We start from the raw sequence: 18,602 nt of genomic DNA on the forward strand, positions 1-18,602 counted from the left end.
ACTCCTTTTAAGCTACGACCCAGATCGCTTGCGCTGCCGGGCTTCCCAGATCCACGGTGGTCTGGCTGTCGTCATCGACCGCGGGATCGCCAGGATTCTGCACCGTCACCGAGATCATCCCGGCGAAGTCGCGGCGGGCCACCACCCGCAACCGGGAGTCCAGGCTGATCCCCACGGTGTCGAAGTAGCGCAGCATCTCCGGGTCGGCGTCGGAGATCCGAGCGACCGTGCCGGCGTCGCCGTCCTCACACACCGAAAGCTGACGGGCGGGCGGGGTCGGGACCTGGCCGTCGGCCGCCGGGATCGGGTCACCGTGCGGATCCCGGGTCGGGTAACCGAGCTTGGCGTCGATCCGGTCGAGCATCCGGTCGGAGACCGCGTGCTCGAGCACCTCGGCCTCGTCGTGCACCTCATCCCAGCTGTAGCCGAGCTCGCGCACCAGGAACGTCTCCATCAGCCGGTGGCGGCGCACCATCGCCAGCGCGGCGCGCCGTCCCGTGTCGGTGAGGGTGACCGCGCCGTACTTCTCGTGATCCACCAGACCCTGGTCGGCGAGCTTGCGGACCGACTCCGAAGCGGTGCTGGCCGACACCCCAATTCGCTCGGCCAGCAACTTCGTGCTGACTTTTTCGTGCGACCACTCCTGGGCGGTCCAGATGACTTTCAGATAGTCCTGCGCCACCGTCGTCAGGTCACGGGGATCGCTGGCCGCGCTTTCAGGACTCACAAACACAAAGTTTAGGCAATCATCACCTGATCTGGTGGTGCTGATGGTCTGGGGTTGCGGTCGGGTCGTAGGCTAACGGCGTGCAGCGCTGGCGGGGGCAGGACGAAATCCCCACCGACTGGGGTCGATGTGTGGTCACCATCGGCGTGTTCGACGGTGTCCACCGCGGTCACCAGGAGTTGATCAGCCGCGCGGTGAAGGCGGGTCGGTCGCGGGGAATCCCGACGGTCCTGATGACGTTCGACCCGCACCCGATGGAGGTCGTGTTCCCGGGCAGTCACCCGGCACAGCTGACCACGTTGACCCGGCGCGCCGAACTGGTCGAGGAGATGGGCATCGACGTCTTCCTCGTCGTGCCGTTCACCGCCGACTTCATGAAGCTCACCCCGGAGCGCTACATCCACGAACTGCTGGTGGAGCGGCTGCACGTGGTCGAGGTCGTGGTCGGTGAGAACTTCACGTTCGGCAAGAAGGCGGCAGGCAACGTCGAGCTGCTCGGCAAGGCCGGGGAGCGGTTCGGATTCGCCGTGGACTCGGTGTCCCTCGTCGCCGAACACCACCGCCATGAGACCGTCACCTTCTCCTCGACCTACATCCGGTCGTGCGTCGACGCCGGTGACATGGTCGCGGCAGCCGACGGACTGGGGCGGCCGCACCGGGTCGAGGGCGTGGTTGTCCGCGGGGACGGCCGCGGCAAGGTGCTCGGTTTCCCCACCGCCAACGTGGCCCCGCCGATGTACTCGGCGATCCCGGCCGACGGGGTGTACGCGGCCTGGTTCACCGTCCTCGGGCACGGTCCCGTCGTCGGCAGCGTCACCCCAGGGGAGCGGTATCAGGCCGCGGTGTCGGTCGGCACCAACCCAACCTTCTCCGGCCGCACCCGGACCGTCGAGGCCTTCGTGTTGGACACCGCCGCCGATCTGTACGGTCAGCACGTCGCCGTCGACTTCGTCGCGCGGCTGCGCGGGCAGGAGAGGTTCGACTCGGTGTCCGATCTGGTGGCGGCGATGGGCGCCGACACCGAACGGGCACGCACCATCCTGTCCGCCCGTTAGCGATTGGCGGCGCGACTGTCGGCGCTGCTAAGCTCCCTGCCGACCTGGCGTGTGCTGCAGTTCGCGGTGGCTGCGCCTGTCGGGGGATCCGCCTGGATCCGCCGGCATCTTGATCGCGGACCGATTTGATGGAGTTGTATTCGTGGCGCTCACTGCCGAACAGAAAAAAGACATCCTGGGCCAGTACGGCCTGCACGACACCGACACCGGTTCCCCCGAGGCGCAGGTCGCGCTGCTGACCAAGCGGATCATCGACCTGACCGAGCACCTCAAGATGCACAAGCACGATCACCACTCGCGCCGCGGACTGCTGCTGCTGGTCGGCCGCCGCCGCAGGCTGCTCAAGTACGTCGCGCAGGTCGATGTCGAGCGCTACCGCTCGTTGATCGAGCGCCTCGGCCTGCGTCGCTGACGCAGCCTCCCACCCGGAGTGCGGTGACCGTCGCCGCACGTCCGGCGGCTGCCCCGGATTAGGGATTACTCCCATACCGGGATGTACGATGGGTGCGTTCGCCAGTCGGCGTGTCCGCGAGCGGCACAGAAGGCAAGCGCGAACAAGTGGGTGTGGTCTTCGCAGATCCGCGTGTACCGCCCCCGCGTGACACGACAGGTACCGCCCGATCGCGCGGTCTTCGGTAGTGGCTGCCGGATGTACTCCGGCCGCTTCGATCGACGGCCGTCGACGCATCCGAGCTGGTCTCGGGGTCACCTGAGGTTGTCTGCAAATGACCGCATTCAACGCGCAGTGCTCACGCGAAACAGCTGAATGATGACCAGAGAGGCCATACGGACGTCTATGTCTGTAGTTGAGATTGAAGACGGCGTGTTCGAATCCACCGCCGTGATCGACAACGGGAGCTTCGGCACCCGCACCATCCGCTTCGAGACCGGCCGGTTGGCCAGGCAGGCCGCCGGCTCCGTGGTCGCCTACCTCGATGACGAGACCATGCTGCTGTCGGCCACCACCGCCAGCAAGAACCCGAAGGACCACTTCGACTTCTTCCCCCTCACGATCGACGTCGAGGAGCGGATGTACGCCGCGGGCCGCATCCCGGGCTCGTTCTTCCGGCGGGAGGGCCGCCCGTCCACAGACGCGATCCTGACCTGCCGTCTCATCGACCGGCCGCTGCGCCCCACCTTCGTCTCGGGGCTGCGCAACGAGATCCAGGTCGTCGTGACCATCATGAGCCTCGACCCCAAGGATCTGTACGACGTGCTGGCGATCAACGCCGCATCCGCGTCCACCCAGATCTCCGGTCTGCCGTTCGCGGGCCCGGTCGGTGGGGTGCGCGTCGCGCTGATCGACGGCACCTGGGTGGCGTTCCCGACCGTCGAGCAGCTCGAGAACGCCGTCTTCGACATGGTCGTCGCCGGCCGCAAGGTGGGTGACGACCCGAATGACACCGCGATCATGATGGTCGAAGCCGAGGCGACCGACAGGGTCATCGAGCTCATCGGCAACGGCGCGGTGGCGCCCACCGAGACCGTCGTGGCCGAGGGCCTCGAGGCCGCCAAGCCGTTCATCGCCGCGCTGTGCACCGCCCAGCAGGAGCTGGCCGCCGCCGCCGGAAAGGAGACCGGCGAGTACCCGGTGTTCCCCGAATACCAGGACGACGTGTTCTACGCGGTGTCCTCGGTGGCGACCGACGAGCTGTCCAAGGCGCTGACCATCGCCGGCAAGGAAGAGCGCAACAACCGCACCGACGAGATCAAGGTCGAGGTCCTCGAGCGGCTGGCCGAGACCTACGCCGGTCGCGAGAAGGAGATCGGTGCGGCGTATCGCTCGCTGACCAAGAAGTTGGTGCGGCAGCGCATCCTGACCGATCACTTCCGCATCGACGGACGCGGTGTCACCGACATCCGGGCGCTCGCAGCCGAGGTCGCCGTGGTGCCGCGGGCACACGGCAGCGCGCTCTTCGAGCGGGGCGAGACCCAGATCCTGGGCGTGACCACGCTGGACATGGTCAAGCTGGCGCAGCAGATCGACTCGCTGGGGCCGGAGACGTCCAAGCGCTACATGCACCACTACAACTTCCCGCCGTACTCGACCGGTGAGACCGGCCGCGTCGGTTCGCCCAAGCGCCGCGAGATCGGTCACGGCGCCCTGGCCGAGCGGGCGTTGGTGCCCGTGCTGCCCAGCGTCGAGGAGTTCCCGTACGCGATCCGTCAGGTGTCGGAGGCGCTGAGCTCGAATGGCTCGACGTCGATGGGCTCGGTGTGCGCGTCGACCATGTCGCTGCTCAACGCCGGTGTGCCACTCAAGGCCCCGGTCGCCGGTATCGCGATGGGCCTGGTCTCCGACGACGTCGAGGTCGAGGGTGGTGGTGTCGAGCGGCGCTTCGTCACCCTCACCGACATCCTCGGCGCCGAGGACGCTTTCGGCGACATGGACTTCAAGTGCGCAGGCACCAAGGAGTTCGTCACCGCCCTGCAGCTCGACACCAAGCTCGACGGGATTCCCTCCCAGGTTCTGGCCGGCGCCCTGGCCCAGGCCAAGGACGCCCGGATCACCATCCTCGAGGTGATGGCCGAGGCCATCGACGAGCCCGACGAGATGAGCCCATACGCACCGCGTATCACCACGATCAAGGTGCCGATCGACAAGATCGGCGAGGTCATCGGGCCCAAGGGCAAGATGATCAACTCGATCACCGAGGAGACCGGCGCGTCGATCTCCATCGAGGACGACGGCACGGTGTTCGTGGGTGCGTCCAACGGTGAGGCAGCGCAGGCCGCGATCGACAAGATCAACGCGATCGCCAACCCGCAGCTGCCCAAGGTCGGGGAGCGGTTCCTCGGAACCGTGGTCAAGACCACCGATTTCGGGGCGTTCGTGTCGCTGCTGCCGGGACGCGACGGCTTGGTGCACATCTCCAAACTCGGCCGCGGCAAGCGGATCAACAAGGTCGAGGACGTTGCCAAGGTGGGCGACAAGATGCGGGTGGAGATCGCCGATATCGACAACCGCGGCAAGATCTCGCTGGTCCTCGTGGCCGAAGGTGAAGCGTCCGACGCACCCGCCGCCGATGTCCCGGTTGATGCAGCGACCGCCAGCAGCTAGCTCGGGGGCGCTGCGCAGGGGGCGCCGCAACGACGACTCATCCCTGACCGTGCGCCGCACGAATCTGCCCGGTGGCCTGCGTGTGGTCACCGAGCAGATTCCGCACGTGCACTCGGCGTCGGTCGGGGTATGGGTCGGCGTCGGCTCTCGTGACGAGGGCCGCACTGTCGCCGGTGCGGCGCACTTCCTGGAGCACCTGTTGTTCAAGGCGACTCCGACCCGGACCGCGGTGCAGATCGCCCAGGCGATCGACGCCGTCGGTGGTGAGCTCAACGCGTTCACCTCCAAGGAGCACACCTGCTACTACGCGCACGTGCTCGACTCGGATCTGGAGCTGGCCGTCGACCTGGTAGCCGACGTGGTGCTGCGGGGCCGGTGCTTCACCGAAGACGTCGACGTCGAGCGGGACGTCGTGCTCGAAGAGATCGCCATGCGTGACGACGATCCGGAGGACACACTCGGCGACCTGTTCCTGACGGCGATGTTCGGTGAGCACCCGGTGGGCCGTCCGGTGATCGGCAGCGTGGAGTCGATCTCGACGATGACGCGCGCGCAGTTGCACTCGTTCCATGTCCGGCGCTACACGCCCGACCGGATGGTCGTCGCGGTGGCCGGCAACGTCGAACACGACGAAGTCGTCGCGTTGGTCCGGGAGCACTTCGGTGCGCGGTTGGTGCGCGGCCGGTCCCCGCTGGCGCCGCGCAAGGGGGCCGGACGGGTGCCGGGCCGCCCGTCGTTGCAACTGGTGGGCCGTGAAGCCGAACAGACCCACCTGTCACTGGGTGTGCGCACCCCGGGACGGCACTGGGATCATCGCTGGGCTCTGTCAGTGCTCAACACGGCGCTCGGCGGCGGATTGAGTTCCCGTCTGTTCCAACAGATTCGGGAGACGCGGGGACTGGCGTACTCGGTGTACTCGACGGTCGACACCTTCGCCGACAGCGGTGCGTTGTCGATCTACGCCGGATGTCTGCCCGACCGGTTCGACGAGGTCGTGCGGGTGACGACCGACGTGCTCGCCGAGGTCGCCCGCGACGGGATCACGGCTGACGAATGCCGAATCGCCAAGGGTTCGATGCGCGGCGGCCTGGTACTCGGGCTGGAGGACTCCGGCTCGCGGATGAACCGGATCGGGCGCAGTGAGCTCAACTACGGCCATCACCGCAGCATCGCTCACACCCTGGAGCAGATCGACGCGGTCACCCTCGAGGACGTCAATGCCGTTGCGCGACTTCTGCTCACGCGCCCGTTCGGCGCCGCAGTCCTCGGGCCGGTTCGCGGCAAGAGATCACTGCCCAAGCCCCTGCAGACGATCGCCCGCTGATCGGTGAGCGGGCAGCGCTCGCAGTGACCGACCTATACCAGCGGCAGTGAGTCGTCGCGCCGCAACACGAAGAAGTACGGCACCGGAATTCCCCGCAGATCCATCGCGCCGAGGACGGTCTCGGAGCCGGTGGAGTCGTCGAGCAGCCGGAACACGTCGTTGATCGGCAACTGGTCGTAGATCATGGTCGCGGTGTCCACGTCGCGGTAGCGCGTCGTGCGCAGCCGGGCCTTGGGTCCGCGCGCCTGCAGGGCGGGCTTGAGCGTGGTGATGGCACCCGCGAAGTTCTGCCGCTTCAGCGCCGGGATCTTGGTGGCCAGGCCCAGGCCGCCGAACGCCAGCGCAGGGTTCAGCGCCCACAGCGCGGTGCCGTCGCCGGTGGGGAACAGCAGCGGGTGAACGGTTTCGGAGTCCAGGAACGCCTTGCCCCACCAGCCGCTGGCGGCGAGCATGCCATCGAGCGGATGGCCGGTGGGCAGCTCCGCGCCGTGCCATTGGCCGGTCATGAACTCCGGTGCGACGGTGGGACAGGAGTCGAACAGGGCCAGCGCATCGGCCGTGGTGGTCGGGGCGTTCGGAAGGACGTCAGTGAGCGAAAACATACCCATACGTTACTTGACAGCTGTCAAGCCAGGCAGACTGTACCGGTGCGACCCGACGGCCCCTGTCCCTGCGGAACCGGCGACCCCTTCGGCCGGTGCTGCCTGCCCCTGCACGTCGGCGAACGGCCGGTACAGACCGCCGAACAGCTGATGCGGTCGCGCTACAGCGCCTACGTCGTCGGGGACACCGAGTACGTGTGGCGGACATGGCATCCGCGCACCCGTCCGCACGACGTAGTCGGCGGCACGGTGACGTGGTCTCGGCTCGAGGTCGTCGACGTCACCGGTGGCGGCGCCGGAGACGAATCGGGAGAGGTGGAGTTCCGCGCCCACCACCGCCACGGCGTCATGCACGAACGGTCGCGGTTCGCCCGGCGCGCCGGCCGGTGGTTCTACGTCGACGGGGACGTGACTGACTAAAGCGTGTCGATCAATTCTATTGAATGTTCGGCACCGCCCTTCTCGGGCGTCGTCGGTTCAGGCCGCGGGTGCGGTGTGAACGTCGGTTCCCGCGTCATTCGGGCTGGTTTCACCAACACGAGGGTGTTGGCCAGCGCCGTCCCGTCGGCGGGCTTTGGTGGCCCCGCCCCGTTGCTTGGGGGTCCGGGGATCGGTTGAGGTGTCGTGCCGGTAGCCCTGGCCCCAGCGGGCAAGATTCCGCGCGGCGTTGGCGTCTCTGTCGGCGGTATGCCCGCATCCGCAGGTGAACACCCGATCCGCCAAGGTCATCGAACTGTCGATGTCCCCGCACTCAGAGCACAGACGGGTCGATGGATACCACCGGTCGGCTTCGACGAGCTGCCCGGCCCGCCACGCCTGCTTGTAGCGCAGCAGCCGCGCGAACTCCGACCAGCCGGCGTCGGAGATGGCGCGGGCCAGCCGATGGTTGCGCAGCATTCCGGTCACATTAAGGTTTTCGATGACAATCCGGTCGTGGGTCTTGACCAGCTCGCCCGACACCTGGTGCAGGAAATGGCGGCGCACGTTGGCGACACGATGATGATGCCGCCCCAACCGGGCCGCGGCATCCTTGCGGTTTCGTGATCCCTTCTTCTTGCGAGACAACGACTTCGACAACCGCCGCTGATGAGCGATGCCGGCGGCCAGCGCCTTGGGGGCGTCATCGATGCGGGCGACCTCGGTGCCGTCTACAGTCGCGGCGACCAGGAACGCCGTCAGGCCGCGATCCACCCCCACCCAGCCGCCACCGTCGTCGCGGCGGGTTGGGTGCTGATGAGCTGGGTGCAGATCGGCGGCCTCGACATTGAGTGCGATCCACCAACGGTCCCCGTGATGACTGAGGGTGGCGAACAGAATCTTGGCCCGGTCCTTGGCGAGCATGCGTCGCAGTCGGCGAGTGTCGTCATGGACGGCGATCTGGCCGATGCCGGGCAGCGTGAGCGAACGGGGCCGGTCGTTGTCGCCGATACGGATCGCGGCGGGTTTACCCTTGGGGTGCTTGTTGCGCAGCCGAAACGACGGGATGCCGCCGGTTTTCTTCTTGAACCGTGGGAACCCGACGCGGCGGCCTTTGCGCTTGCCCGAGCGCGAATCCGACCATGCCGCCAACCCTTTACCCAGGTCAACGGCGGCTTCCTCGAAGACCTGCTGACACACATCGCCCCGCCAGGACAGGCCTGTCGCCACCACTTCGACGCCACCGTCGGCATCGACAGCGAACACCCGGCCGGCATCCTCGGTCTTCTTCCACCCATTGAAGGTGTTGATCAGGTCGAAACCCGTCCACGGCACCGTGGTGCCCGGGTCGGTTCGCCGGGCAGACAGGCTGGTTTTGACGATCCGTAGGCACTGGTTGAACGCGAACCGCGACGCGCCAGCATGGCGGGCCAGCATGTCACACTGCTCGACCGTCGGGTCGAGACAGAACCGGAATGTGGTATGCCGCGCCATCACCATTCAGCGTCTCATGACGGACTGACAAGCACGCTGGCCATCGCAATCGTGTCGGTACCCGTGATGACGATTTGTGGTTATGTGACCCGAAACCTGGTCGGCGCCGCCGATACCGCTCTGATCTGTCCGATACCGCGTGGGCGCGCATCGCCCGCTTCCTCGTCTCGAAACATCCCAGAGGTGGGCGGCCCTGCCCACCGCAGCGGTGGCGCGAGTACCTCGACGCCATCTTGTATGTGCTGCGTACCGGGTGCGCGTGGCGGCATCTGCCGCACGACTTCACCGTGTCGTGGTCAGCGGCGCACAAACACTTCCTGCGCTGGTGCCGCAACGGTACATGGGAGCGAATCCTGACCACGGTCCGCGGCGAGGTCCGTACCCGCTCCGGCCGCCGCAGACGGCCCACCGCGGCCGTGGTTGATTCCTCCAGCGTCAAGGCGTCCCCGGTGGCCGGGCCGCGCGGGTTCGACGGGGCAAAGAAGGTCGATGGCGTCAAACGTCATGTGCTCGTCGATTCCGGCGGCGTTCTGGTCGCCGNCGTCGTCACCGCTGCCAACGTCGCCGACCGCGCGGCATTCCCCACGCTGCTACACAAGGCAAAACGCATCGCCCCGACCATCAGCCACGTGTGGGTGGATAAGGGCTACACCGGTCAGACCGTGACGAGCGCCGCGGCCAGGGCCGCTGTCACAGTGGACGTAGTGTCCGGGCCGAAACCCGGCCGCGGGTTCATCGTCCAACCGCGACGCTGGGTGGTCGAACGCACCAACGGCTGGATCAACCACTGCCGACGACTCGACCGCCACTACGAAGTCACCCTCAACGCACACGAAGGCTTCCTCTACCTCAGCCAGATCGCCCTACTGCTACGCCGCCTCGACCGCACCCAGTTGCTCGACGCGCTCTAGCGGGCCGCCGTGAGTACCCGAGGGCCGCTCTCGGTGATCGCGATGGTGTGCTCGGAGTGCGCCGTGTTCGACCCGTCCGCCGATCGCAGGGTCCAACCGTCGGCATCGATCACCAGACGATCACTGCCGCGCGCCCACCACGGTTCCAACGCGAGCGTCAGACCGGGCCGCAGCAGCAGGCCACGTCCCCGCCGACCGCGATTGGAGACATGGGGATCCTCGTGCATCGTGCGGCCCAACCCGTGGCCGCCGAACTCGGCGTTGACTCGATATCCCGACTCGGTGGCGACGTCGTTGATGGCGGCGGAGATGTCACCGAGGTGACCGCCCGGCACCGCGGCGGCGATGCCGGCGTCGAGTGCTCGCCGCGTCGACTCGATCAGTGCGGTGTCGGCGGGCTCGGGATCGTCACCGACGACGACGGTGACCGCGGAGTCGGCCACCCAGCCGTCGATCGACACCGCAAAGTCCAGGCTCAACACGTCGCCGTCGCGCAGCACGTAGTCGTGTGGCATGCCGTGCAGCACAGCGTCATTGACCGACAAGCAGATGACATTGCGGAACGGGCCGCGACCGAACGACGGGGCGTAGTCCCAGTAGCACGACGTCGCACCGCGGTCGTTCACCAGATCGCGGGCGCGGTGCTCGAGTTGCATCAGGTTCACACCCGGCTGCGCCTGGGCCGACAGCGCCGCCAGTGTCTCCGCGACGAACTGGCCGGTCACCGCCATCCTGTTGATCTCGTCGGCGGTCTTGAGCTCGATCACACGTGATCTCCGTTTCAGCATCGGTATTCTTATACCGTTGCCACGGTACCAGCGCCGGTATTTGAATACCGACTATGCTGGCGTCATGGTACGTGTACCCCTGAGTCCGGAACAGGTGAAAGCCGGGCAACGCCTCGGCGCGCTGATCAGGACCGCCCGAGCCGGCCGCGACCCCGAGGGGATCGCGCGGGACGCCGGGATCTCGCCCGAGACGCTGCGCAAGATCGAGGTCGGCCGGATGCCCAGCCCGAGTTTCGGGACAGTGGTCGGGCTGTGCGGGGCCCTCGGTCTACCGATGCAGGAGGCCGTGGATGCCTGGGGCGGAGCCGACAACCAGCAGATGGCGATCTAGGCGGGTCAGGCCAGCAGGCTCGCCGGATCGGTGAACGGGAGCTCGAGGTCGGCGGCCACCTGCTCGGACAGCAGCGCGCCCTCATGGGACGAGAGCCCCTTGGCCAGCGCGGCATCGGCTCGGCAGGCGCTCCGCCACCCCTTGTCGGCGAGCTTGAGAACGTACGGCATGGTGGCGTTGGTCAGCGCGAAGGTCGACGTCCGCGGCACCGCGCCCGGCATGTTGGCCACGCAGTAGAAGACGGTGTCGTGCACCGCGAAGGTCGGGTCGTCGTGGGTGGTCGGCCGTGAGTCCTCGAAGCAACCACCTTGGTCGATGGCGATGTCGACCAGAACCGCACCCGTCTTCATCTGGGCAACAGTCGAATTGGTGACGAGTTTGGGCGCCTTGGCGCCTGGCACCAGGACGGCGCCGATGACGAGATCAGCCGCCTTGACGGCATCGTCGAGGTCGAGCGTCGAGGAGTAGCGGGTTTCGATGGCGCCGCCGTACTCGGCGTCGATCTTGCGCAGCGTGTTGACGTTGAGGTCGAACACCGTGACGTGCGCCCCCATGCCCCAGGCCACCGCAGCGGCGTTGTCGCCCGCCATCCCGCCGCCAATGACGACCACCTTGGCCGGGGCGACCCCGGGCACGCCGCCCATCAGCACACCGCGACCGCCCTTGGTGCGCATCAGGCGGTAGGCGCCGACCTGCGCGGACAACCGACCGGCCACCTCGGACATCGGTGCGAGAAGTGGGAGCGCCACCGACCCGTCCGATCCGGTGGTCTGCACGGTCTCGTAGGCGATGGAGGTGATGCCGGATGCCAGCAATGCGTCGGTGCAGGGCCGTGAAGCAGCGAGGTGCAGGTAGGTGAACAGGGTCTGCCCCTTGCGCATCCGCGAGTACTCGGCCTCGATCGGCTCCTTGACTTTGAGCAGCAGCTCCGCTTCGGCCCACACCTCGTCGGCACCTGCGACAAGCTGCGCGCCCGCGCGCTTGAAATCCGCGTCCGAAATCGCCGATCCGTCACCGGCGCCGGACTCGATGAGGACCTCGTGACCGCGGCGGACGAGTTCGGCGACGCCCGACGGGGTGATCGCGACGCGGTACTCGTTGTTCTTGATCTCGGTCGGGATGCCGACGCGCATGATCGCTCCTAGAAAGTGGGGGCTATTGGTGCTAATTGTGAATAACTGCCCGGGTATCCGCAATAATCATGATTATCTTTCGCTACCCTAAGGGTGTGGCCGAAGAATCATCACAACCTACCGACCGGCAGCCGCGATCGCCGAAGGATGTTCGGCCGGCCGCGATCGATGACGTCGACCGGCGGATCCTGACTGCGCTGCACGCCGACGCCCGCATGTCGAACAGCGCGCTCGCCGAGCTCGTCGGTATCGCCCCGTCGACCTGCCACGGCCGGGTGCGCCGGCTGCAGGAGGCCGGCGTGATCCGCGGCTTCTACGCCGACATCGACCCGGCTGCCATCGGCCTGACCCTGCAGGCCATGATCTCGGTCAGTCTGCAGTTCAACGCGCGCAGCAAGATCCGCAACTTCATCCAGCACGTCCGCCGGATGCCTCAGGTCATGGACGTGTATTTCCTGGCAGGAGCCGACGATTTCATCCTGCACGTGGCCGCGCGCGACACCGACGATCTGCGGTCGTTCGTCGTGGAGAACCTCAACGCCGACGCGGATGTCGCAGGCACCCAGACATCGCTGATCTTCGAACATCTCCGGGGCGCGTCGCCGTTGTGAGGCGTCATCGGCCTTTGGCGAAGGCGCGTAGCCAGGTGAACCATTCGGCCATTCCTTCTCCGGTTTTTGCGCTCACCGGGAACACCGTGGCCGTCGGGTTCACCTGACGAATTCGTTCGGTGTAGGTGGTGACATCGGCTTCCAGGTACGGCGCCAGGTCGATCTTGTTGAGCAGCACCACCTCGACCGCACGGAACATCACCGGGTACTTCAGGGGTTTGTCCTCACCCTCGGTCAGTGAGTACACCATCGCCTTGGCGTGCTCGCCGACGTCGAACTCCGCCGGGCACACCAGGTTCCCGACGTTCTCGACGATGACCAGTTCGAGCGCCCCGAGGTCAAGGCCACCGAGCGCGCGGTTGACCATCGGTGCGTCGAGATGGCACTCACCGCCGAAGCCGTTGTCGGTGTTCAACAGTGAGACCTGCGCGCCGCGACCGCTGAGCCTGGCTGCGTCGAGGTCGGTGGCGATGTCACCCTCGATCACCCCGACTGCGATCTCGTCCGCGAGTTCGTCGAGTGTTGCCGCCAGGATCGCGGTCTTACCCGACCCGGGCGAGCTCATCAGGTTGAGCGCACGAACCCCGTTGGACTCGAAGGCTCCTCGATTGACCGCCGCACGTGAGTCGTTTTCCGAGAAGATCGCTTCCAGCACGTCGACGCGGTGTGAGGCGGTGCGGTACCCGCTGTGGTCGCCGTGCTCGCCGTGCTCGCCGTGCTCGCCGTGATCATCATCATCATCGTGGTGGTGTACCGTGCCGTCGTCGTGACGATGGAACCTACCCATGCCGGGCGCCTTCGGCCACGTCGATCGAGGTCACCATGAACTCTTCCCCGCGCAGCACCGACACCTTTGCGCTGCCGCAGGCAGGACAGCAGATCGACCACCGCGAGACGATGTCGGAGTGGGCGTGGCAGTCGTGGCACTCCACCGCGGCAGCCACCAGTTCGAGTACCAGTTCTGCGTGGCCGAGATCCTCGTGCTCGGCGATGATGCTCCAGCAGAACGTCAGCGAGTCGGGCACCACCTGGCGCAGCGCCCCGACCCGGACCCGCACGACGTCGACGGACCGCCCGGCAGCGTGTGTTTTCACCACCCCGGCGATCGCCTGACACAACGACAGTTCGTGCACAACCCCACGCTAGTCGCGTCGGTGCGGGCGGTGCGGCCAACCGGCAGCGGAAAAGCGCACAAGTCTGTGCGAGATTGTGATTGTTGGCGGCGTGGCAGCGGGTTAACCTCGGGGTCATCGATCTGTGCCGACAGCCCACTGGTGCAATCGGTGTCAGCTGTTGAGGGAGACCGCGCCGATGAGCGCACGTCCGGAATTCAGCGGTGGTGCCCGCACGGGTGACACCGTGCGTATCGAGTTGCGCGTCGCCGGGCTGGTCCAGGGGGTCGGATTCCGTCCCGCGGTCGCCCGGGTCGCCGCCGAGAATCGGCTGAGCGGATTCGTGCTCAATGATTCTCGCGCGGTTCGGTGCGAACTGGAGGGATCGCGGTCGGGGGTCGAGGCCGCGGTGGCCGCGATCCGTGACGCACCGCCGCCGCTGGCCCGCGTCGAATCGATGCACGTCGAATCGATTCGCCCCACCGGCGGCTCCGGCTTTCAGATCCTGACCAGCGATGGGGGTCCACAATCGGGCGACCGCACCTTGGTGCCGCCGGATATCGCGACATGTGCCGACTGTCTCCGAGAACTGTTCGACCCCGCCGATCGCCGTCACCTGCACCCCTTCATCACCTGCACCAACTGTGGACCGCGCTACACGGTGATCACCGATCTGCCCTACGACCGTCCCGCCACCACAATGGCCGGCTTCGCGATGTGCGCGACCTGCACCGTGGAGTACGGCGACCCGATCGACCGCAGATATCATGCGCAGACGATCGCCTGCCGGGACTGCGGGCCGATTGTGTCGTGGCGCGGTCCGGGCGCCGGGTCCTCGCCGCTGGCCTCGGCAGCCGCGGCGCTGCGCAACGGTCTGGTGGTGGCGATCAAGGGCATCGGCGGCTTCCATCTGGCCTGCCGAGCCGACACCGACGAGGTGATCGCCCGGTTGCGGCAGCGCAAGAACCGGCCCGCCAAGCCGTTCGCGATCATGGTGGCAGACGTCGCGGCGGCACGCCGGATCGCGGATGTCGGTGCTGCAGAGGCACGGCTGCTGGCCTCGCCAGCGGCGCCGATCGTGTTGCTGCCGGCGCGCCGCGGCGGGGTCAGCGACCTTGTCGCGCCCGGACTTCGCGAGGTCGGCGTCATGATCGCCTACTCGCCGATGCACCACCTGCTCTTCGCCGAACTCGGCACCATGCCGCTGGTGATGACCTCGGCGAACGAGGGCGGTTCCCCCATCGTGTTCCGCGACGACGACCTGAACTGGATCGACGGCCTGGCCGACGCGGTGCTGACCCACGACCGCCCCATCCACGTCCCCTGCGAAGACTCCGTGATCGGTCTTGACGGTGGCGGGAATGAACTGCCGCACAGACGATCCCGCGGGTACGCGCCGCTACCCGTCGCGACCGCAGGCGGGGGATCCGGGCCTGTGATCCTCGCGACCGGCGGTGACATCAAGTCCACCTTCGCGCTTCGGGGCAGCGATGGCCGGGCTCACCTGTCGTCACACCTCGGCGACATGGCCGACCCCCGAACACAGGACTGTTACACCTCGGCGCAGGAACACTTCTCGTTCATGACCGGGATGGCCCCCGCGGTAGTGGCGTGTGATCTTCATCCGGGGTATGCCACCACGCGGTGGGCTCAGCGATTCGCTTCCGACACCGACGGCATCGAGGAGATCGTCACCGTCCAGCACCACCACGCCCATGCGGTGTCGCTGCTCGCTGAACACCGCCGGCTCGGCGAACCGGTCATCGTGGTGACATACGACGGCACCGGCTACGGCACGGACGGAACCATCTGGGGGGGCGAGCTGCTGATGATCTCCGACCCTGCCCGGTTCACCCGGGTCGGTCACCTCGCGCCGTTCGCGCTGCCGGGCGGCGAAGGCGCGGTTCGCCAACCGGCACGCATCGCGTTGGATCTGTTGCGTCGCGCCGGGATCGCGTTCGACGAGGACCTACCGCCGGTCATGGCGATCGGAGCCGCGGGCCTGCACATCCTGTCCCAGCAGTTGGAGCGTGGGCTGCGCTGCGTACCCACCACCAGCATGGGCCGATTGTTCGACGGGGTGTCCAGTCTGCTCGGTGTCTGCGAGCAGGTCACCTACGAGGGACAGGCCGCCATCGAGCTGGAGCATCTGGCCCGTGGCGGGACGAGCTGTTCGACCGTCGATTTCGAGATCTCTGACGGAGTGATGGACCCAGCCCCGGTGATCGGTTCGTTGGTCGCGGGGCTGCGTTCCGGGATCCCCGGCGCTGATCTGGCCGCCGGCTTCCAGGACGCGGTAGTGCGCGCGACGGTGCGCGCCGCCGCCGAAACCGCCGATGCCGCCGGCATCTGCACGGTCGGCCTCACCGGCGGCGTCTTCGCCAACAAGAGGCTCTCGGACGGGATCGCCAGGGGGCTTCGGGACCGCGGCATGGTGGTGCTCACCCACCGGGTGGTCCCATGCAACGACGGAGGCCTGGCGCTGGGACAGGCGGCCGTCGTCGCTGCCCAGCGGTCAGCATCTTCTGCTCAGGAAAGGAGCGGCCTGTGTGCCTCGGAATCCCCGGCAAGGTGATCAAGATCTGGGATGAGTCCGGAACGCGGATGTCCACGGTCGAGTTCGGCGGGACGACCAAGACGGTGTGCCTGGCGTATTTGCCCGACATGCAGATCGGTGAGTTCACGATCGTGCACGCGGGCTTCGCGATCGCCAGGCTCGACGAGGAGTCGGCCAATGCCACCCTCCAGATGTTCGCCGACCTGGGCATCCTCGACGAGGAACTGGCCGGGGCCGAAGGTCAGAGTCTGGCACCGGACAGGAGGGAGCCGGCATGAGGTATCTCGATGAGTTCCGCGACCCGGTCGCGGCCAGAACCCTGGTCGACTCGATCAGGCGCCGCGCAACCCGCACCTGGACCATCATGGAAGTCTGCGGGGGCCAGACTCATTCGATCATCCGCAACGGCCTCGATCAGCTGCTCGAGGGGGCGGTGGAGTTCATCCACGGCCCCGGGTGTCCGGTGTGCGTGACGCCGCTGGAGATGATCGATCGTGGGCTCGAGATCGCCGCGCGCGAGGACGTCATCTTCTGCTCGTTCGGCGATATGCTGCGCGTCCCGGGTAGTCAGCAGGATCTCTTCGGCGTGCGTGCCCGGGGCGGCGACGTCCGCGTTGTCTACTCACCGCTCGATGCCACCCGGGTGGCCGCGGACAACCCGGATAAGCAGGTGGTGTTCTTCGGCGTGGGGTTCGAGACCACCGCGCCCGCGAACGCGATGGCGGTGCTGCACGCGCAACGACTGGGTCTGACCAACTTCTCGATGCTGGTGTCGCATGTGCTGGTACCCCCGGCGATGACTGCGATCCTGGCGTCGCCGACCAACCGTGTCCAGGGATTTCTTGCTGCCGGCCATGTGTGCTCGGTGATGGGAACCGCCGAGTACGGGCCATTGGTCGAGCAGTTCGGCGTGCCGATCGTCGTCACCGGCTTCGAACCGCTGGATCTGCTCGAAGGTGTCCGGCAGGTCGTCGATCTCCTGGAGTCGGGGACACCGGAGCTGCGCAACGCCTACCCGCGCGCGGTCAGCGAGGCAGGCAACGTCGTCGCTCAGCAGACCCTCGCCGACGTCTTCGCCGTCACCGACAGGCAGTGGCGGGGTATCGGGATGATCCCCGAATCGGGTTGGACGCTCTCGCCGCGGTATGCGGAGTTCGACGCCGAGCTGCGGTTCGGCGTCGGTCACCTGCAGGTCGCTGAATCGCCGGAATGCCACAGCGGCGAGGTGCTGCAGGGCCTGCTCAAACCCACCGAGTGCCCGGCTTTCGGACTGACCTGCACACCACGAAATCCGCTGGGCGCCACAATGGTGTCCAGCGAGGGTGCCTGTGCGGCCTACTATCACTTCCGCCGTCTCGAAACAGGTGCACATGCCTGAACCACCCGTGACAGTCGACCCTGCCGACTGGGTGTGCCCGCTGCCGCTGCGCTCGACCCGGCGCATCGTGCTTGGACACGGTGGCGGCGGCGTGCTCTCCGAGGAACTGATCAACAACCTGTTCCTGCCCGCGTTCGGTACCGCATCCGAAACCTCGCGCGATTCGGCGCTGCTGGACGTCGGCGCCTCACGCATCGCGCTGACCACCGACTCCTACGTGGTGCAGCCGCTGTTCTTCCCCGGTGGCAACATCGGCCATCTCGCCGTCAACGGCACGATCAACGACCTGGCGTGCAGTGGTGCGCAGCCACTTGCGCTGACGGCAGGGTTCATCCTGGAAGAGGGTCTGGAGCTCGACGTGCTCGGGATCATCGCCGCGACCATGGGCAGGGCGGCTGTCGATGCAGGGACATCGATCGTCACCGGTGACACCAAGGTGGTCGGAAAGGGCGGCGCGGATCAGCTTTTCATCAATACCGCCGGCGTAGGCGTGGTGCCGGCGGGTGTCACGATCGGACCGGACCGCGCTCGGCCCGGGGACGTCATCATCGTGTCGGGTCCCATCGGCGAGCACGGCGTAGCCATCATGAGCGTGCGCGAAGGCATCGACTTCGGCACCGTGGTGACCACCGACAGCGCGCCGTTACACCGCCTGGTCGCGGCGATGCTCGCCGCTTCGGCCGCCGACGGCGACCCTGGCGCCGTGCATACGCTCCGTGACCCGACCCGCGGCGGGCTGCTGGCTGCGGTCGTTGAGATCGCGCGCGCAGCAGCGGTCGGCATCGAACTCGACGAGGCCGCCATCCCGGTCCCGGAGACGGTCGCCTCGGCGTGCTCGTTCCTCGGGCTCGATCCGCTGCAGGTCGCCAACGAAGGCAAGATGGTGGCCTTCGTTGATCCCGATCACTCCGAGGCGGTGCTCGCGGCGATGAGATCGCTTCCCGAAGGGGCGGACGCCGCGGTGATCGGCCGGGCGGTGGCCGCCCATCCCGGTATGGCGGTGGCACGCACCCCGTTCGGGACCACCCGGGTGGTGGAACGCGAACTGGGCGAGCAGCTCCCACGAATCTGCTGACCGCCGGTCTCGGTTGTCTGAACGTC

Annotated in this window: 19 protein-coding genes; 12 read left to right on the forward strand and 7 right to left on the reverse strand. The window is 67.2% G+C overall.

Features of this window, described 5'->3' with window-relative positions; translation table 11 throughout:
* Nucleotides 1-7: 7 nt before the first annotated feature.
* Complete coding sequence (gene mntR, locus BEMPMBAN_RS23590; RefSeq protein WP_425295008.1) at nucleotides 8-733, reverse strand: manganese-binding transcriptional regulator MntR; 726 nt, start codon at nucleotides 731-733, stop codon at nucleotides 8-10.
* A gap of 74 nt (nucleotides 734-807) precedes the next feature.
* On the opposite strand from mntR, the gene BEMPMBAN_RS23595 reads away from it, so the two are divergent.
* The 4 genes from BEMPMBAN_RS23595 to BEMPMBAN_RS23610 all read left to right on the forward strand — a co-directional run bounded on the left by BEMPMBAN_RS23595 (nucleotide 808) and on the right by BEMPMBAN_RS23610 (nucleotide 6,167).
* Nucleotides 808-1,782 (forward strand): bifunctional riboflavin kinase/FAD synthetase, encoded by a 975-nt coding sequence (locus tag BEMPMBAN_RS23595; protein WP_159233690.1) that lies wholly within the window; start codon nucleotides 808-810, stop codon nucleotides 1,780-1,782.
* A 142-nt stretch (nucleotides 1,783-1,924) separates the two neighbouring features.
* Nucleotides 1,925-2,194 carry a 30S ribosomal protein S15 gene (gene rpsO / locus BEMPMBAN_RS23600; RefSeq protein ID WP_159233691.1) on the forward strand — a complete coding sequence of 90 codons (270 nt, stop codon included), beginning with the start codon at nucleotides 1,925-1,927 and terminating at the stop codon, nucleotides 2,192-2,194.
* A gap of 384 nt (nucleotides 2,195-2,578) precedes the next feature.
* Complete coding sequence (locus tag BEMPMBAN_RS23605) at nucleotides 2,579-4,843, forward strand: polyribonucleotide nucleotidyltransferase (protein ID WP_159233692.1); 2,265 nt, start codon at nucleotides 2,579-2,581, stop codon at nucleotides 4,841-4,843.
* Nucleotides 4,821-6,167 carry a M16 family metallopeptidase gene (locus tag BEMPMBAN_RS23610; RefSeq protein ID WP_159233693.1) on the forward strand — a complete coding sequence of 449 codons (1,347 nt, stop codon included), beginning with the start codon at nucleotides 4,821-4,823 and terminating at the stop codon, nucleotides 6,165-6,167. The genes BEMPMBAN_RS23605 and BEMPMBAN_RS23610 overlap by 23 nt, the downstream gene beginning before the upstream one ends.
* Before the next feature lie 32 nt (nucleotides 6,168-6,199).
* Here BEMPMBAN_RS23610 and BEMPMBAN_RS23615 read toward each other — a convergent pair whose 3' ends face one another.
* A complete protein-coding gene (locus BEMPMBAN_RS23615) occupies nucleotides 6,200-6,769 on the reverse strand; it encodes a DUF4334 domain-containing protein (RefSeq protein WP_159233694.1) in 570 nt (189 codons plus the stop codon).
* Between the two features lie 45 nt (nucleotides 6,770-6,814).
* On the opposite strand from BEMPMBAN_RS23615, the gene BEMPMBAN_RS23620 reads away from it, so the two are divergent.
* On the forward strand, nucleotides 6,815-7,189 hold the full coding sequence (locus BEMPMBAN_RS23620; protein ID WP_159233695.1) for a YchJ family protein: 375 nt from the start codon (nucleotides 6,815-6,817) through the stop codon (nucleotides 7,187-7,189).
* Nucleotides 7,190-7,246: 57 nt separating this feature from the next.
* On the opposite strand, the gene BEMPMBAN_RS23625 is transcribed toward BEMPMBAN_RS23620, so the two are convergent.
* A complete protein-coding gene (locus tag BEMPMBAN_RS23625; protein WP_159233717.1) occupies nucleotides 7,247-8,680 on the reverse strand; it encodes an RNA-guided endonuclease InsQ/TnpB family protein in 1,434 nt (477 codons plus the stop codon).
* Nucleotides 8,681-8,754: 74 nt separating this feature from the next.
* On the opposite strand from BEMPMBAN_RS23625, the gene BEMPMBAN_RS23630 reads away from it, so the two are divergent.
* A complete protein-coding gene (locus BEMPMBAN_RS23630) occupies nucleotides 8,755-9,591 on the forward strand; it encodes an IS5 family transposase (RefSeq protein WP_159233696.1) in 837 nt (278 codons plus the stop codon).
* Here BEMPMBAN_RS23630 and map read toward each other — a convergent pair.
* Nucleotides 9,588-10,358 carry a type I methionyl aminopeptidase gene (map, locus tag BEMPMBAN_RS23635; RefSeq protein ID WP_159233697.1) on the reverse strand — a complete coding sequence of 257 codons (771 nt, stop codon included), beginning with the start codon at nucleotides 10,356-10,358 and terminating at the stop codon, nucleotides 9,588-9,590. The two genes, BEMPMBAN_RS23630 and map, sit on opposite strands and share 4 nt — an antisense overlap.
* A gap of 85 nt (nucleotides 10,359-10,443) precedes the next feature.
* On the opposite strand from map, the gene BEMPMBAN_RS23640 reads away from it, so the two are divergent.
* Complete coding sequence (locus tag BEMPMBAN_RS23640) at nucleotides 10,444-10,710, forward strand: helix-turn-helix domain-containing protein (protein ID WP_159233698.1); 267 nt, start codon at nucleotides 10,444-10,446, stop codon at nucleotides 10,708-10,710.
* 5 nt (nucleotides 10,711-10,715) lie between these two features.
* Here BEMPMBAN_RS23640 and ald read toward each other — a convergent pair whose 3' ends face one another.
* The gene (ald, locus tag BEMPMBAN_RS23645; RefSeq protein ID WP_159233699.1) at nucleotides 10,716-11,843 is read right to left on the reverse strand and encodes an alanine dehydrogenase; all 1,128 of its coding nucleotides are present in this window, start codon (nucleotides 11,841-11,843) and stop codon (nucleotides 10,716-10,718) included.
* Between the two features lie 68 nt (nucleotides 11,844-11,911).
* Between ald and aldR the strand changes: the two genes are divergently transcribed.
* Nucleotides 11,912-12,454, forward strand: a complete 543-nt coding sequence (gene aldR, locus BEMPMBAN_RS23650) for an HTH-type transcriptional regulator AldR (protein WP_425295009.1) — start codon at nucleotides 11,912-11,914, stop codon at nucleotides 12,452-12,454.
* A 4-nt stretch (nucleotides 12,455-12,458) separates the two neighbouring features.
* Here the strand turns inward: aldR and hypB are convergent, their stop codons facing one another.
* Nucleotides 12,459-13,241 carry a hydrogenase nickel incorporation protein HypB gene (gene hypB / locus BEMPMBAN_RS23655; RefSeq protein WP_159233701.1) on the reverse strand — a complete coding sequence of 261 codons (783 nt, stop codon included), beginning with the start codon at nucleotides 13,239-13,241 and terminating at the stop codon, nucleotides 12,459-12,461.
* Complete coding sequence (locus BEMPMBAN_RS23660) at nucleotides 13,234-13,587, reverse strand: hydrogenase maturation nickel metallochaperone HypA (RefSeq protein WP_159233702.1); 354 nt, start codon at nucleotides 13,585-13,587, stop codon at nucleotides 13,234-13,236. The genes hypB and BEMPMBAN_RS23660 overlap by 8 nt, the downstream gene beginning before the upstream one ends.
* A gap of 178 nt (nucleotides 13,588-13,765) precedes the next feature.
* On the opposite strand from BEMPMBAN_RS23660, the gene hypF reads away from it, so the two are divergent.
* The 4 genes from hypF to hypE are packed head-to-tail and all read left to right on the forward strand — an operon-like array spanning nucleotide 13,766 to nucleotide 18,576.
* Nucleotides 13,766-16,141, forward strand: a complete 2,376-nt coding sequence (gene hypF, locus BEMPMBAN_RS23665; protein ID WP_159233703.1) for a carbamoyltransferase HypF — start codon at nucleotides 13,766-13,768, stop codon at nucleotides 16,139-16,141.
* The gene (locus BEMPMBAN_RS23670) at nucleotides 16,114-16,401 is read left to right on the forward strand and encodes a HypC/HybG/HupF family hydrogenase formation chaperone (RefSeq protein ID WP_159233704.1); all 288 of its coding nucleotides are present in this window, start codon (nucleotides 16,114-16,116) and stop codon (nucleotides 16,399-16,401) included. The genes hypF and BEMPMBAN_RS23670 overlap by 28 nt, the downstream gene beginning before the upstream one ends.
* The gene (gene hypD / locus BEMPMBAN_RS23675) at nucleotides 16,398-17,501 is read left to right on the forward strand and encodes a hydrogenase formation protein HypD (protein ID WP_159233705.1); all 1,104 of its coding nucleotides are present in this window, start codon (nucleotides 16,398-16,400) and stop codon (nucleotides 17,499-17,501) included. Before BEMPMBAN_RS23670 ends, hypD begins: the two co-directional genes overlap by 4 nt.
* Nucleotides 17,494-18,576, forward strand: a complete 1,083-nt coding sequence (hypE, locus tag BEMPMBAN_RS23680) for a hydrogenase expression/formation protein HypE (protein WP_159233706.1) — start codon at nucleotides 17,494-17,496, stop codon at nucleotides 18,574-18,576. Before hypD ends, hypE begins: the two co-directional genes overlap by 8 nt.
* The last annotated feature ends 26 nt before the right edge of the window (nucleotides 18,577-18,602 follow it).

Source organism: Mycolicibacterium austroafricanum, from assembly GCF_902705885.1.
Classification (GTDB): Bacteria; Actinomycetota; Actinomycetes; order Mycobacteriales; family Mycobacteriaceae; genus Mycobacterium; species Mycobacterium vanbaalenii_A.

What these genes read in the sequence shown, in the direction of transcription:
- ald (WP_159233699.1), bottom strand. Translation starts at nt 11,843, where the DNA reads ATGCGCGTCGGCATCCCGACCGAGATCAAGAACAACGAGTACCGCGTC.
- aldR (WP_425295009.1), top strand. Translation starts at nt 11,912, where the DNA reads ATGATTATCTTTCGCTACCCTAAGGGTGTGGCCGAAGAATCATCACAA.
- BEMPMBAN_RS23610 (WP_159233693.1), top strand. Translation starts at nt 4,821, where the DNA reads ATGCAGCGACCGCCAGCAGCTAGCTCGGGGGCGCTGCGCAGGGGGCGC.
- hypE (WP_159233706.1), top strand. Translation starts at nt 17,494, where the DNA reads ATGCCTGAACCACCCGTGACAGTCGACCCTGCCGACTGGGTGTGCCCG.
- hypB (WP_159233701.1), bottom strand. Translation starts at nt 13,241, where the DNA reads ATGGGTAGGTTCCATCGTCACGACGACGGCACGGTACACCACCACGAT.
- hypF (WP_159233703.1), top strand. Translation starts at nt 13,766, where the DNA reads ATGAGCGCACGTCCGGAATTCAGCGGTGGTGCCCGCACGGGTGACACC.
- BEMPMBAN_RS23625 (WP_159233717.1), bottom strand. Translation starts at nt 8,680, where the DNA reads ATGGCGCGGCATACCACATTCCGGTTCTGTCTCGACCCGACGGTCGAG.
- BEMPMBAN_RS23615 (WP_159233694.1), bottom strand. Translation starts at nt 6,769, where the DNA reads ATGTTTTCGCTCACTGACGTCCTTCCGAACGCCCCGACCACCACGGCC.
- BEMPMBAN_RS23640 (WP_159233698.1), top strand. Translation starts at nt 10,444, where the DNA reads ATGGTACGTGTACCCCTGAGTCCGGAACAGGTGAAAGCCGGGCAACGC.
- BEMPMBAN_RS23605 (WP_159233692.1), top strand. Translation starts at nt 2,579, where the DNA reads ATGTCTGTAGTTGAGATTGAAGACGGCGTGTTCGAATCCACCGCCGTG.
- hypD (WP_159233705.1), top strand. Translation starts at nt 16,398, where the DNA reads ATGAGGTATCTCGATGAGTTCCGCGACCCGGTCGCGGCCAGAACCCTG.